The 13,646-nt window shown below is 72.4% G+C and carries 14 protein-coding genes; 2 read left to right on the forward strand and 12 right to left on the reverse strand.

The window, feature by feature from the left end; genetic code table 11:
- Positions 1-42 precede the first annotated feature (42 nt).
- The 10 genes from IEZ20_RS37500 to IEZ20_RS37545 all read right to left on the reverse strand — a co-directional run bounded on the left by IEZ20_RS37500 (position 43) and on the right by IEZ20_RS37545 (position 8,946).
- Positions 43-462 carry a TOBE domain-containing protein gene (locus tag IEZ20_RS37500; RefSeq protein ID WP_189307261.1) on the reverse strand — a complete coding sequence of 140 codons (420 nt, stop codon included), beginning with the start codon at positions 460-462 and terminating at the stop codon, positions 43-45.
- 28 nt (positions 463-490) lie between these two features.
- Positions 491-1,612 carry an ABC transporter ATP-binding protein gene (locus tag IEZ20_RS37505; protein ID WP_189307263.1) on the reverse strand — a complete coding sequence of 374 codons (1,122 nt, stop codon included), beginning with the start codon at positions 1,610-1,612 and terminating at the stop codon, positions 491-493.
- Entirely contained in the window at positions 1,609-2,472 is an 864-nt protein-coding gene (gene modB / locus IEZ20_RS37510; RefSeq protein ID WP_189307265.1) for a molybdate ABC transporter permease subunit, read from the reverse strand. The genes IEZ20_RS37505 and modB overlap by 4 nt, the downstream gene beginning before the upstream one ends.
- On the reverse strand, positions 2,469-3,287 hold the full coding sequence (modA, locus tag IEZ20_RS37515; protein WP_189307267.1) for a molybdate ABC transporter substrate-binding protein: 819 nt from the start codon (positions 3,285-3,287) through the stop codon (positions 2,469-2,471). Before modA ends, modB begins: the two co-directional genes overlap by 4 nt.
- A gap of 332 nt (positions 3,288-3,619) precedes the next feature.
- Complete coding sequence (locus IEZ20_RS37520; RefSeq protein WP_189307268.1) at positions 3,620-4,015, reverse strand: TOBE domain-containing protein; 396 nt, start codon at positions 4,013-4,015, stop codon at positions 3,620-3,622.
- 55 nt (positions 4,016-4,070) lie between these two features.
- Positions 4,071-6,029, reverse strand: a complete 1,959-nt coding sequence (locus IEZ20_RS37525; RefSeq protein ID WP_189307270.1) for an APC family permease — start codon at positions 6,027-6,029, stop codon at positions 4,071-4,073.
- 250 nt (positions 6,030-6,279) lie between these two features.
- The gene (locus tag IEZ20_RS37530) at positions 6,280-6,843 is read right to left on the reverse strand and encodes a hypothetical protein (RefSeq protein WP_189307272.1); all 564 of its coding nucleotides are present in this window, start codon (positions 6,841-6,843) and stop codon (positions 6,280-6,282) included.
- Between the two features lie 110 nt (positions 6,844-6,953).
- Positions 6,954-7,484 carry a universal stress protein gene (locus IEZ20_RS37535; RefSeq protein ID WP_189307274.1) on the reverse strand — a complete coding sequence of 177 codons (531 nt, stop codon included), beginning with the start codon at positions 7,482-7,484 and terminating at the stop codon, positions 6,954-6,956.
- A 314-nt stretch (positions 7,485-7,798) separates the two neighbouring features.
- Positions 7,799-8,005 (reverse strand): DUF5999 family protein, encoded by a 207-nt coding sequence (locus tag IEZ20_RS37540; protein WP_189307276.1) that lies wholly within the window; start codon positions 8,003-8,005, stop codon positions 7,799-7,801.
- Between the two features lie 341 nt (positions 8,006-8,346).
- A complete protein-coding gene (locus IEZ20_RS37545; protein ID WP_189307278.1) occupies positions 8,347-8,946 on the reverse strand; it encodes a hypothetical protein in 600 nt (199 codons plus the stop codon).
- 570 nt (positions 8,947-9,516) lie between these two features.
- Between IEZ20_RS37545 and IEZ20_RS37550 the strand changes: the two genes are divergently transcribed.
- Positions 9,517-11,034: a glutamate-cysteine ligase family protein gene (locus tag IEZ20_RS37550; protein ID WP_189307280.1), complete on the forward strand. Its 1,518-nt coding sequence runs from the start codon at positions 9,517-9,519 to the stop codon at positions 11,032-11,034.
- A 400-nt stretch (positions 11,035-11,434) separates the two neighbouring features.
- Positions 11,435-12,232: a CPBP family intramembrane glutamic endopeptidase gene (locus IEZ20_RS37555; RefSeq protein ID WP_189307386.1), complete on the forward strand. Its 798-nt coding sequence runs from the start codon at positions 11,435-11,437 to the stop codon at positions 12,230-12,232.
- An 8-nt stretch (positions 12,233-12,240) separates the two neighbouring features.
- Here IEZ20_RS37555 and IEZ20_RS37560 read toward each other — a convergent pair whose 3' ends face one another.
- Both IEZ20_RS37560 and IEZ20_RS37565 read right to left on the reverse strand, forming a co-directional pair.
- Complete coding sequence (locus tag IEZ20_RS37560; protein WP_189307282.1) at positions 12,241-13,053, reverse strand: PhzF family phenazine biosynthesis protein; 813 nt, start codon at positions 13,051-13,053, stop codon at positions 12,241-12,243.
- Positions 13,054-13,117: 64 nt separating this feature from the next.
- Positions 13,118-13,555: a hypothetical protein gene (locus IEZ20_RS37565; RefSeq protein ID WP_189307284.1), complete on the reverse strand. Its 438-nt coding sequence runs from the start codon at positions 13,553-13,555 to the stop codon at positions 13,118-13,120.
- Positions 13,556-13,646: the final 91 nt, after the last annotated feature.

Consider the following 13,646-nt stretch of genomic DNA (forward strand, 5'->3'; position numbering starts at 1 on the left):
GACGATGTCCGGGCGGGGCCCTTCGCCGTCGGACGTCGGGCATCAGGCCGTGGCCAGGGCCACCTCCGTCGACTTGATCAGGGCGATCACCGGGGTGCCCTCGGCGAGGTCCAGGTCGGCGGCGGACTCCTGGGTGATGGCCGAGGTCAGCCGGCCGCCCTCGATGCCGATCCGCACGGTGGCCATGGCACCGCCGGTGGCCACGTGGGTGACGGTGCCGGGCAGCTGGTTGCGGATGGAGACACGGTGGACCGGGGCGGTGGCCAGGGACACCTCGGTGGACTTCACCAGGGCGCGGACCGTGGTGCCCTCGGACAGGGCGAGGTCCCGCGCGGCCTCCAGGGTGATGACCGCGGTGAGGTCCTGGCCGCCGGTGAGGCGGAGCTTGACGGTGGCCATGACCTCGCCGAAGTGCACCTCGGTGACGGTGCCGGGGAGCTGGTTGCGGATGCTCAGGGTCATGGGCACCCACCGTAGAGCGCCGGTCCGCTCAGGCCGGGTATGCGTGGGTCTGCGTCGCCTTGACCGTCGCCCAGACCGGTGCACCCGGGTGCAGGTCCAGCTCGGCGGCGGCGACGGTCGTCAGATCCGCCGCGAGCGGCAGCTCGCCGGTGAGGTCGGCGCGGATCTGGTCGCCGTGCGTCTCCAGCCCGGCGACCTCGCAGCGCCACAGGTTGCGCGCGCTGGCGCCGGAGGGCCGGTCCCGGAACAGGGTGACGGCGGACGGCGGGAACGCCACGAAGACCGGTCCGGACAGCACCTCCGTGGTCGTGATCGCGGGCCCGGCGTCGAGTCGTACCGTGTGGCCGGCTGCCTGTCCCCGGTAGAGGTTGAGGCCGACGAGCTGGGCGATGTAGTCCGTGCGGGGGTGGCGGGCGATGTCGGCGGGGGTGCCCTCCTGGACGACCCGGCCGTCCTCGATGACCACCAGCCGGTCCGCGAGCACCATGGCGTCCAGCGGGTCGTGGGTGACCAGGACGGAGACCGCCTCGAACGCGGCCAGGTGGCGGCGGAGCTGGGCGCGGACCTCCAGGCGGGTACGGGCGTCCAGGGCCGCCAGCGGCTCGTCGAGGAGCAGCAGCCGGGGGCCGGTGGCCAGGGCGCGGGCGAGGGCCACGCGCTGGGCCTGGCCGCCGGAGAGGCTGCGGGGCCTGGCGCCGGCGTGGTCGGCCAGACCCATCCGGTCCAGCCAGGCCGCCGCCCGGGAGCGGGCCTCCGCCCTGCCCGCGCCGCGGCAGCGGGGGCCGAAGGCGACGTTGTCCAGGGCGGACAGGTGGGGGAAGAGGAGGTAGTCCTGGAAGACGACGCCGACCGGGCGGGACTCCGGGGGAGTGTCCGTCAGGGGGGTGCCGTCCAGGTGCAGGTGGCCGGCCGTGAGCGGGGTGAGGCCGGCGAGGGCGCGGAGGGCGGTGGTCTTGCCGGCGCCGTTGGGGCCGAGGAGGGCGAGGACGTCGCCCGGGCCCGCGGTCAGGGTGACGTCCAGGTGGAAGGCGCCCCTGTCGACGATCAGGTGGGCGTCGAGGCCGGGGGGCTCGGACTGGGGCTGGGGCTGGGGCCGGCGCTGGGGATGCCGGTCGGTGTCGTTCGGGGACGTCGGGTGGGGAGTCGTCATGATGTCGTCGTCATCCAGCGGTCCCGGAGCCCTGCCAGGACCGCGATCGACACGGCCAGCAGGACCAGGCTGAGGGCGATGGCGGCCTCGGGGTCGTTCTGGAGGGCGAGGTAGACCGCGAGGGGCATGGTCTGGGTGCGGCCGGGGAAGTTGCCCGCGAACGTGATCGTCGCGCCGAACTCGCCGAGTGCCCGGGCCCAGGCCAGGACCGCGCCGGCCGCGATGCCGGGCGCGATGAGGGGCAGGGTGACCCGGCGGAACGCGGTGAAGCGGGAGGCACCGAGTGTGGTGGCCGCCTCCTCGTAGCGCGGGTCGGCGGCGCGCAGGGTGCCCTCGACGCTGATGACCAGGAAGGGCATCGCGACGAACGCCTCCGCGATCACCACCCCGGTGGTGGTGAACGGCAGGGTGATCCCGAACCAGGAGTCGAGCCATCTGCCGATGACGCCGTTGCGGCCGAGGGCGAGGAGCAGGGCCACACCGCCGACGACCGGCGGGAGCACCAGCGGCAGGGTGACCAGGGCCCGTACGAGGCCGCGGCCGGGGAACTCCGTACGGGCCAGCAGCCAGGCCAGCGGTACGCCGAGGACGAGGCTGACGGCGGTCGCCGCGGTCGCGGTGACCAGGGACAGCCGCAGCGCCTGCCACACCTCGGCGCTGGTCAGCTGGTCGGGAAGGCTGCGCCAGGGCGCGCGGACCAGTAGTGCGAGCAGCGGCAGCAGCAGGAACGCCAGGGCGAGCAGGCCCGGCAGCAGCAGCGGCAACGGCACCCCGCGCCGGCCCCCCGTGCCGGCGCGGCGGCGCCGCGGCCGGTCCGTGCGGGGACCGGTCGCGGCGCCGGGCTTGTCGAGCGGGGTCACGGCTTGAGGAACCCGGCCTGGCTCAGCACCTTCTGGCCCTTGGCGGAGCGCACGAGGGCGATGAACGCCTTGGCGGTCTCGGCGTTCGGCGCGTCCTTCAGCAGCGCGATCGGGTAGTCGTTGACCGCGTCGGCGGACTCGGGGAACTCCACGCCCTCCACCTTGCCACCGGCGGCCTTCACATCGGTCTTGTAGACGACCGCGGCGTCCGCCTCCTTCAGCTGCACCTTGTTCAGCGCCGCCTTGACGTCCTGCTCGTAGGAGACCGGGGTCAGCTTCAGCTCGGCCGCGTCCAGGGCCTTCTGCGCGGCGGCGCCGCAGGGCACGCTCTTGTCGCACAGGACGACCTTCAGGCCGGACTTGGTGAGGTCCTTCAGGGAGGCCACCTCGTCGGGGTTGCCCGGCAGGGTGGCGATCTCCAGCTGGTTGCGCACGAAGGTGGCCGGGGCGCCGGTCGCGTCGCCCTTGTCCGTCACGATCTTCATCGTCTTGGGGCTGGCGGCGGCGAAGACGTCCGCGGGGGCACCGCCGGTGATGCTGGCGGCGAGGGTGTCGCTGCCGCCGAAGTTGAAGCTGACCTCGGTGCCGGGGTGCTCGTGCTCGAACTCCTTGCCCAGGGTCGTGAAGCTCTCTTTCAGGGAGGCCGCCGCGAACACGGTGACCGTGCCGGAGAGCTTGGGGGAGGCGGACGCGTCCGACGAGCCGGACTTCTTCGCGTCCGACGAGGAGGAGCAGGCGCTGAGGGCCATCAGGGCGGCGGCTCCCGCACCGGCCAGCTTCAGCATCCGCCGGGTCCGGCGCACGGAACGGGTCATCACGGATCTACTCCTCGGGTTCTGTCGGACAACTGTCGCGCCCCTGGTACGGCCGGGCATCGGCCGTGCCGCGATGATACTGCCGCATCTGCCAGGTGTAAGTCCCTTGTCATATCGCATGAGCCGGGAACTCGTGGCGTGTGGCTCGCATGTGCGTTTGTACGGTGCTCACGGTCTACGACATGCCGAACGCCGCTCTGCCGGTGAGGCGAGCGGCGAGTGGCGAGCAGTGAGTCGTGCGCGGTGAGTGGTGCGCGGTGAGTCGTGCGCGGTCAGTGGTGGCCGTGCGTGACCGCCGTGCGTGATGGCGGTGAGCGGTGAGCGCGGTCGGGTCAGGTGCGGTCGACGTGCACGTTCGTGGACTTCACGCGGGCGGTGGCCTCCATGCCGACCTCCAGTCCCAGCTCCTCCACGGCCTCGCGGGTCAGCAGCGACACGAGCCGGTGCGGGCCCGCCTGGATCTCCACCTGGGCGGCGACGTCGCCGAGCTTGATCGCGGTGACGATGCCGGGGAAGGCGTTGCGGACCGAGGTGTGCGAGGCGTCCTCCTCGGCACCGCCCCCCTTGGCCAGTTCGACGGAGAACGCGGCGAGATCCCTGCCGTCGATGAGCCGCCGCCCGGACTCGTCGCGGTGGGTGGCCACCCGGCCGGCGTCGGCCCAGCGGCGGGCGGTGTCCGGGCTGACGCCGAGCAGCCGCGCGGCCTGGCCGATGGTGTAGGACTGCATGCCGGTCACGATAGGGCCACGTACCGGGAACCGAGGACCTGGGGGCCGGTGCGCCTCAGCCCGTGTGGACCCGCGGCCGGCGGTTGCGGTCCGGTTCGGCCTCGCGCAGCACCTCGCGGGTGACCGGGGCGACCTCGCCCTGGCCGAAGAGGAAGAAGCGGAGGAAGTTGGCGAACGGGTTGCCCTCGGTCCACTCGAAGTAGATGTGCGGGATGCAGCCCGTGACGTCACGGACGTGCAGCAGCAGCGCGGCGAGGGCGTTCGGGATGGAGGCGGACTCCAGCGTCAGCACCCGGTAGCGCCCGTGCAGCACCTCGCCGCGCACCGTCAGGCCCGCCTCGAACTCGGACGGGTCGGTGACCGTGACCTCGGCGAAGACGAAGTCCTCCTGCTCCGGCATGTCGTTGTCGGCGCGGATCTGCTCGATCTTGTCGCGGTACTCGGCCTTGTCGCGGTGGCCCGGTTCATTGGCGATGAAGCGCATCTTCCGGCTGGCCATGTCCCGGATGAAACGTTCCGCCATCGGGTCGAGCGACACACTGGTCACGCGCAGCTCGAAGGCGCGGGCCAGCCGGGACAGCAGTGAGACGAGGATGATGCCCGCGATGAAGCAGGCACCGATCTTCACGCCGTCCGGACGCTCGATGACGTTCACGACGGTGGTGTAGAGGAAGACCGCCGAGATCACCGCGAAGGCGATCGTCCAGCCGCGCTGCCCCGCCTTGCGCGCGGCGATGGTCACCGCGATCGCGGCGGAGCTGATCAGCACCAGCACGCCGGTGGCGTAGGCGCCGCCCTGCTTGTCGACGTTGGCGTCGAAGATCCAGGTCACCAGGAAGGCGACCAGGGTGAAGACGATGACCATCGGGCGGACGGCGCGCGCCCAGTGCGGGGCCATGCCGTAGCGGGGCAGGTAGCGCGGCATCAGGTTGAGCAGGCCGGCCATGGCGGAGGCGCCCGCGAACCACAGGATGGCGATGGTCGAGACGTCGTACACCGTGCCGAAGGCGCTGCCGAGGTACTCGTGGGCGAGGTAGGCGAGCGCGCGGCCGTTGGCGTCGCCGCCCGTCCTGAACTCCTTCTCCGGGATCAGCAGCGTCGTGATGAAGCTGGTCGTGATCAGGAAGCCGCTCATGATCAGCGCGGCGGTGGTCAGGAGCTTCTTGGTGTCGCGTATACGACCCCTGGGGTGTTCCTCGGTGTCCTCCGGGTCGCCCTGGACGTGCGGCATGACGGCGACACCGGTCTCGAAGCCGGAGAGGCCGAGGGCGAGCTTCGGGAAGACGATGAGCGCCACGCCGATCATCACGAAGACGTTCCCGTGCTCGGCGGTCAGTGCGCTGCTCCAGTCGGTGATCACGTGCCCGGCGGTGACGACGTGCCACAGGCCGGTGATCACGACGACGACGTTGAGGGCGAGGTACACCCCGACCAGGGCGACCGCGACTCCGACGGCCTCCAGGAAGCCCTTGAGGAACACCGCGCCGAGCAGTGCCACGAGGAACAGTGTGATCAGCATCTGCTTGCCCTGCAGGGCCTCGGTCAGATGCGGGTTCTCCACCAGGTGGGTCGAGGCGTCGGCGGCGGACAGCGTGATGGTGATCAGGAAGTCCGTCGCCGCGAAGCCCAGCAGGGTGAGCACGAAGAGCTTGCCCTGCCAGAACGACAGCAGGCGCTCCAGCATCGCGATCGAGCCCTCGCCGTGCGGGCTCTCGTCGGCCACCCGGCGGTAGACCGGCAGGGCGCCGGCCAGGGTGACGACGACCAGCACGATCGTCGCGATGGGCGAGAGCAGGCCGGCCGCCAGGGCCGCGATGCCGGGCTGGTAGCCGAGGGTGGAGAAGTAGTCGACGCCGGTCAGGCACATCACCCGCCACCAGCGCTGGCCCCGGTGCGGGGGTTCCGGCTCGGCGTGCGGTCCGGTGTGGCCACCGGCCTTGCCCATGTCGGACAGTCCCTCCAGCATCCAGGCGCGCAGGCGGCTGGTACTGGGAGGGCGCTCGGTCGTGACCATCGGCGTGCTCCAGAGATGCGGCTCAGGTGTTTTCGGCCATCACGCGGACGGCGGCACCAGCGTAAGCAGAGCGTGACGCTCGGGCCCATGGATCAGGGCTGGGGAGGCGTCAAGCTTGCGTTAAGAATGGCGCAGGAGTGACGTCGCCGCAGAGGGAAGGGGAGGCCGGGAGCGCTGGGCCGGGGTCCGGCCGGTGCGCGGCCGGGCGGGTGGGGCCGGGCGGGGCCGATCGCGCGGCGGCCACCGAGCGTCACTCCAGACCGGACGCCCGGAACACGGCGAGGGCGGTCTCGCGGTCCACGCGGCGGGCCAGACGGTGCAGGGCGGCCGTGCCGGAGCGCAGGGTGCCGGCCGCCTCGGAGACGTGGGCGCCCTCGGCGAGGCGGTACCACAGCTCCGGGTTGCGGAGCAGGACCTCCGGGTCGATCTCGACCCGGTTGCCGAGGGTGTCGCGCAGCACCAGGCGATGGGTGACGCCGTCCAGCGGGCGTACCGAGGCCAGCAGGTCGGTACGGACCCGGCGGGGGCGCAGCGCCGGCAGACGGCGGGTGGCCAGCCAGCCGGGCCCGGCCGACACACGGACCGGGAACAGGACGAGGAGCAGCAGCACCGCCAGCAGGAGCCACACGGCCCCGCGCCACCAGGTCAGCCCGCCGGCCGTCCAGTCGACGCACAGCAGCAGGCCCAGCAGGGCGCCGGCGCAGCGGACCGACCGGCGTACGTCGTCGGCCCAGTCGCGGTCGTACACCACGGTCCCGGCGCCGGACGGGTACGAGCCGGCCGTCTGGGGGCGGGTGTCGTCGCGGTGCTCCATAAGAGAAACGGTAGTCCGCCGACGGTCGTGCGTGTCCTGCCTTGACGGCGCCCTGACGGGCGGGCGGTGATTCCTGACGGGACGGTAACGCCCTCGCCGCGGCGCCCGTGTCACAGCCCCCGCGTGTCGATCCGCAGGTGCCAGGTGTTGCGGCGGTGGACGGACAGCAGATCGGACTCCAGCGGGGACGGCGGGACCGCCAGGACCGGGCAGTGGGCGTGGCCCACGCAGTGGCGGGAGACCCGGCCGGAGAAGGCTCGCTGCAGACCGCGCCGGCCGGTGCCCACGACCAGGACGTCGTCGTCCCGGTTCGCTGTGGCCACCAGGGCCCGGCCCGGGGTGCCGCGGACGACGAGGGCGTGCATCGGCACGCCGGGGCCCTCCGCGCCGAAGATCTCGTCGAGCACCGAGGCCAGCCGCTGCTTGGCCAGTCGCTGCCACTCCTGGACCAGCAGACCGGGGGCGGGGCCGCGCCGGGCGGCGGGGTCACCGCCCGGGGGTTCCCAGGCCAGCACCGGCCACAGTTCGGCTCCCAGCCGGCGGGCCAACGCGGTGGCCCGGCGCAGGGCCGTGACGCTGTTGAGGGAGCCGCTGACGCCGACCACCACGCGCGCGACCGCCGAGGCGTCGTTACCGGACATGACTCCACCGTTCCGGCCGGGCACCGGCGGGGTGCGGCTCCGCAGGCGTGCCCGACTGCAAGGTCCTCGCTCCTTCCTTCCATCCCACTCCCGTACCGGCGATCCGACCAGCCGGACGGCCCGCGCGCCCTCGCCGGCTCGGCACCCGCCAGGGGGACCGTCACGGTCCCGCCTCGCAAGCCTGCCCGCGTGCCTGGCGCTGCGGGAAGCACTGCGCCAGCGGCCCGTCACCGTGCGCGGTCAGGTCCGGACACGCGTCGGGGCCGGTGCGCACCGGGTGCGTGCGACCGGCCCCTCGGGTCACTGTGCCGTGCTCAGGCGGCGGTCATCACCTGACCCGCACCCAGCGGGCGGTGCGGGGCGATGACGCGGCCGTCCGGCAGCAGCTCACCGGTGTCCTCGAAGAGCAGGACGCCGTTGCACAGCAGGCTCCACCCCTGCTCCGGGTGGTGCGCCACGAGGCGGGCGGACTCCCGGTCGGCGGATTCGGCTGTCGGGCACGGCGGCTGGTGCTGGCACATGGGCGGGATCTTTCGCTCTGATGTGATCATGTCCGTCCCCCGTGAATGAAGAGTCGGTCGGAACCCAGTGTTGTCCTCTGGGCGTGATTCCGCAGGTATTTCACGGCACCGCTTCTCACAGGTTCATGACGCGTCACCCGCCCGGACGGTTCAGCCCAACTGCACTGTCACTTCGGGTGGTTCTCGGTGGCCGGATGGGACTAGTCCGGATGGTCCCGGCCGTGAAGGCGTGAGGCGCGGAGAGGTGTACGGGCGTACAGGGGGACAGGCGGAGAGCCGCAGAGGTGCAGAGCACACGCGTACCCCGCTTCCCTTCCGGGCAGCGGGGTACGCGTGCGGGGTCAGGCGGGCGAGCCGAGGACCGGCGAGCCGAGCAGTGGGAGAGGAGTCGCGCGATGGGTCAGCACCGGGAGCAACTCGGCGACCCGGAACGGACGGTGTGCCGGGATGCCGGGCGGTGCCGGCGCCAGCGGAACGAGCAGATCGGTGGCGGCCGGATGGCCCTCGGTGCCGTCGCCGGAGCAGTCCCCGTGCAGCCAGAGCGTGAGCATGTACAGACCGGGTACGGACAACAGGCGTGCCTGGTACGGCTGTTGCAGCGTCTCCGCCTGCTGCAGGGCGCGCTCGGTGGAGGTGACGTAGGGGCCCTCGAAGAAGTGCGAGAAGGCCCAGCCGTCGGGGGTGAGCATGGTCTCGGCCGCGGCCACCGCCCGGTCGCCGCACCGGATCAGGAAACGCCAGCCGGTCAGCCTCGTCGCGGACAGGCCTTGCGCGGTGATCCGGTCCAGGACGTGGACCGGCAGCGGCAGTTCGGGTGTCGCGGGACCCTGCGCGGCACGCAGGGAGGGAGTACGGGCCTCACGGACCGCGGTCGGGGAACCGAGGGCGGTGAGGACGGAGCGCAGGGCAGGCGCGGGGGCAGGGGGCACGTGCAGGGGCATGTGGGTCGCCTCTCATTCGACAGGCGCGGCGGCGCGAGGAGGGTGGGGCGGACGGCGCTGTCTGCTCACGGAAGGCCGGAGAGGTGGGGGCCCGGTTTGGTGTGAAAGAGAGTGCGGCTCGGTCTGTCGCCCGTCAACCGTGACGACAGGAACACCGCGGAAACCAGCACCGAGGGCGCCAACCTTGTGCCTTGTGGACGAAGTTTATACGACGTGTGTTCGGCCGGTGTTTCGGCTATCGGATTCCGGTCGGCCGGGCAAGGCTGAATTACGCCGTCGATGTGCGGAAATAATCCCGTTTTCCGGAGCGGGCCCTCGCCGCTGACCTCGGCATACGCGCCGGTAACGGTCGGCCGAATGTCATCGGCGTTTTTCACGAGGCGAACGGGGCACCCGGTGGTACGCCCTGCGGCATGCCTCGTGAATGTGCCGCCGGGAACATTCAGAAAGAGTAGCGGGCGAGGAGCCCGCGCGGGACGTTATCGATCGCTTCCGCTGGGCATCATCCTCCCTGACCCGGGAGCCCGGCGGCCGGATCGTCGGCCCGCCCGTCCGAGGAGGGACAGTTCGATGGGGGAGAAGGTCGTGGCAGGGCAGTTCGACCTGTCCGATCGCCAGCGATACCGCGAAAAGCTCCAGAAGTGTCTGACGGGGCTGGAGCGGCTGCTGCGCGAGAAGCGATTCGATCGCCCCAAGAACCTCATGGGAGTCGAGATCGAACTGAATCTCGCGGGCTCCGACGGCATGCCGAGAATGTTGAACGGACAGGTACTTGAGCGCATCGCGAGTCGCGATTTCCAAACAGAACTCGCCATGTTCAACCTGGAAGTCAACATAGCCCCCCACCGATTGGGTGGCCGGGTATTCGACCGGCTCGCGGAGGAACTGCGCACCTCGCTCGCCTACGCCGACCGGAAGGCGTCGGAGGTGGACGCGGGCATCGTGATGATCGGCATCCTGCCCACCCTCGACCGGGACGACCTGGTCTCCTCCAACCTCTCCGCGGTCGACCGCTACACCCTCCTCAACGACCAGATCGTCGCCGCGCGCGGGGAGGACTTCCGGCTCGACATCGACGGCGTGGAGCACCTCGTGTGCACCTCGAAGTCGATCGTGCCCGAGGCCGCGTGCACCTCCGTGCAGCTGCACCTCCAGGTCACCCCGGGGCGCTTCGCCGACGTGTGGAACGCGGCCCAGGCGGCCAGCGCCGCGCAGATCGCCGTGGGCGCCAACTCGCCGTTCCTCTTCGGGCACGAGCTGTGGCGCGAGTCCAGGCCCCCGCTGTTCCTGCAGTCCACCGACACCCGGCCGCCCGAGCTCCAGGCGCAGGGCGTGCGGCCGCGCACCTGGTTCGGCGAGCGGTGGATCTCCTCCGCGTACGACCTGTTCGAGGAGAACCTGCGCTACTTCCCGGCCCTGCTGCCGCTGTGCGACGACGAGGAGCCGCTGGAGGTCGTCGAGGCCGGCGGGGTGCCCAAGCTCGCCGAACTCGTCCTGCACAACGGCACGATCTACCGCTGGAACCGGCCGGTGTACGGCATCGCGGACGGCGTCCCGCACCTGCGCGTGGAGAACCGGGTGCTGCCCGCCGGGCCGACCATCACCGACGTGATCGCCAACTCGGCCTTCTACTACGGCCTCGTCCGCGCCCTCGCCGAGGAGTCCCGGCCGGTGTGGACACGGCTGCCGTTCGAGGCGGCGGAGGCGAACTTCGACGCGGCGTGCCGGTACGGCATCGACGCCCGCTTCGTCTGGCCACGGCGGGGACGCTACGGCGGCACGGGCGAGGTCGACGCGGTGACGCTGGTCCGCGACGAGTTGCTGCCGCTCGCGGCGGCCGGGCTGGACGCGTGGGGGGTGGAGGCCGCCGACCGCGACCTCTACCTGGGCGTGATCGAGGAACGCTGCCGGCGCCGGGTCAACGGGGCGTCCTGGCAGGCGGCCACGTTCCACCGGGCGCTGGAGCAGGGACTGTCGCGGGAGGCGGCCCTGGCGGCGACGACGCGGCGGTACGCCGAGCTGATGCACGGAGGGGAGCCGGTGCACACGTGGCCGGTGGGCTTGCCGGAGCCGGTACCGCTGGGGTGACGGGGTGCCGGGGCCGCTGGGGTGAGGGTGGAGCCGGGGCCGCTGGGGTGCCGGGAGCCCGACCGCTGGGCTGAGGAGGTCCCGGCGGGGGCTGACCGCTGAGCTGAGAGGGTCCCGGTGGGGGCTGACCGTTGAGCTGAGGGGGCCCGGCGGGGGCCGACCGCCGTACCGACCGCCGGTCCGTGCCGCGGGGGCCGAGCGCCGTTGCGGCGGAAAGAGGGTGCGGCGGAGAAGAGGGTGCGGCGGCATCGACGGGCGCAGGCCGAGGTGCCGGTGTGGTCGAGCGCCGTCAGGATCAGATGCCGGGCTTTCGGGGGCATCGCGCGTTCCCCGCGGTTCCTTCTGGGATCCTTGCCACGCGAAGGTGGGTCATGGGCCCGTGAGGTCGCTGGAGGCAGGGGTGCAGGTGGAGGCTGGGTCGGTGGCTGAGTCCGCGGCGGGGGAGCGTGCGCGGCGGGTCCTGCGGGACGAGACGCTGCTCGTGCTGGGGCTCTCGCTCGGGGCGAGCGGGGTGTCCGCGCTGATCAGCTTCATCGGCTCGGTCACCAAGCCGGGCGGCCTCAAGGACCAGGCGGCCACCCTCAACGCCTCGGCCGCGCCCGGCCGCCCCTGGCTGGACCTGGCCTGGCAGCTCTTCGGCATCGCCACCGCGCTGGTCCCCGTGGCACTCGTCGCCCACCTGCTGCTGCGCGAGGGCACGAGCCTGCGCGCCCTCGGCTTCGACCGTACCCGGCCCTGGCCCGACCTCGGCCGCGGCGCCGGCGTCGCGGCCGTGATCGGCAGCACCGGCATCGCCTTCTACCTCGCCGCCCGCGGCCTCGGCTTCAACCTCACCGTCGTCCCCGAGGCACTCCCGGACGTGTGGTGGAAGTACCCGGTGCTGATCCTCTCCGCGCTGCAGAACGCGATCCTCGAAGAGGTGATCGTCGTCGGCTATCTGCTGCGCAGGCTCGGCCAGTTGGGCTGGAGCCCGGGGACCGCGCTGGTCGCCAGCGCGGTCCTGCGCGGTTCGTACCACCTCTACCAGGGCATCGGCGGCTTCCTCGGCAACATGGTCATGGGCGTGGTCTTCGTCCTGCTCTACCGCCGCTGGGGCCGCGTCGGTCCGCTGGTCGTCGCGCACTCCCTGCTCGACATCGGTGCCTTCGTCGGCTACGCCCTCCTCGCCGGCAGGGTGGGCTGGCTGCCGACCGCCTGAGCAGGCCGTCAGGCGCGCAGCTCGCCCTCGATGACCGTCACCGCGCGGCCGGTGAGCAGCGTGCGTTCGCCCCGCAGGCCGGTGCGGACCAGCCCGGTACGGCGGGAGGCCTGGAGCCCGGTGAGGTCGTCGCGGCCGAGCCGGGCCGCCCAGTGCGGTGCGAGCGCGGTGTGGGCGCTGCCGGTCACCGGGTCCTCGTCGATGCCGACGTTCGGGAAGAAGCAGCGGGAGACGAAGTCGTAGCCGCGGGACGGGTCGTCGGCGCGGGCGGTGGCGATGACGCCCCGGGAGGAGTAGGCGCCCAGGGCACGGTGGTCGGGGGAGAGCCCGAGGACGGTCTTCTCGTCGGCCAGTTCCACCAGCAGGTCGCCGACGTTCGGGCCGGTGTCGAAGACGGCGACCGGCTCCGCGCCCAGCGCCTCGGCGACCCCGGCCGGCACCTCGACCGGGGTGAGCGGGGCGGTCGGGAAGTCGAGGGTGACCGAGCCGTCCGGCGCGGGCGTGGCGATCAGCACTCCGCTGCGGGTGGCGAACCGTACCGGGCCCTCGTGCGCGCCGGTCGTGTGCAGGACGTGGGCCGTCGCGAGGGTGGCGTGCCCGCACATCGCGACCTCGGCGACGGGTGTGAACCAGCGCAGCGCCCAGTCCGCCTCGCCGCCCTCGGGCAGCGGGTGCGCGAAGGCCGTCTCGGCGTGGTTGACCTCCATCGCGACGTTCTGGAGCCAGTCGTCGTCCGGGAAGACGTCGTCCAGGAGCAGGACTCCGGCCGGGTTGCCGGCGAAGGGGCGGTCGGTGAAGGCGTCCACGATTCGCATGCGCATGGCGCCGACGCTAGTGGCTCCGGGAGCCCCCGGACCAAGGCCAATTCCCGAGTGGCGGACTGGTTCACGAGCGCCGCACCCCGTTCCGGCCGGCCGCGGTCGCGTGCGCGCGCAGCCACGGGGCGAGCTGGACGACGCCGAACGACACCTCCACGACCAGGAAGGGCCACAGCACCCGCGGCCCGCCGTGGGCCAGCGCGTACGCCTGCCACAGCGAGAACAGCACGCGTGCGGCCCCGTCGAGGAGGCCGTGCAGGGGCAGGGGCCGTACGACGCGCAGGACGGACCAGACCACCACCACCGAGCCCATCAGGTTGGCGTACAGCATCTGCATCGGGGTGAGCGCGGGCATCGCGCCGAGGCCGGCGGTCTCGCCCCCGGCCGACAGGAGCCGGTGGACCAGCGCGTAGGTCCAGGGCGTCGCGAAACCGGCGGTGACGATCAGGTCGTACCAGCCGCTGGCGCGGACGACGCGCAGGTAGGCGGGGGCGGCAGGGTGCATCGGGCCTCCTCGGACGGGCTCGTTCGGGCGCCGCCCACGCTAGACAGCGGAGTACGCTCCAAGGTCAAGTCGACCGAGCGGCGGGGGAGTC

The sequence above is a fragment of the Streptomyces cinerochromogenes genome (assembly GCF_014648635.1).
In the GTDB taxonomy this organism is placed as follows: domain Bacteria; phylum Actinomycetota; class Actinomycetes; order Streptomycetales; family Streptomycetaceae; genus Streptomyces; species Streptomyces cinerochromogenes.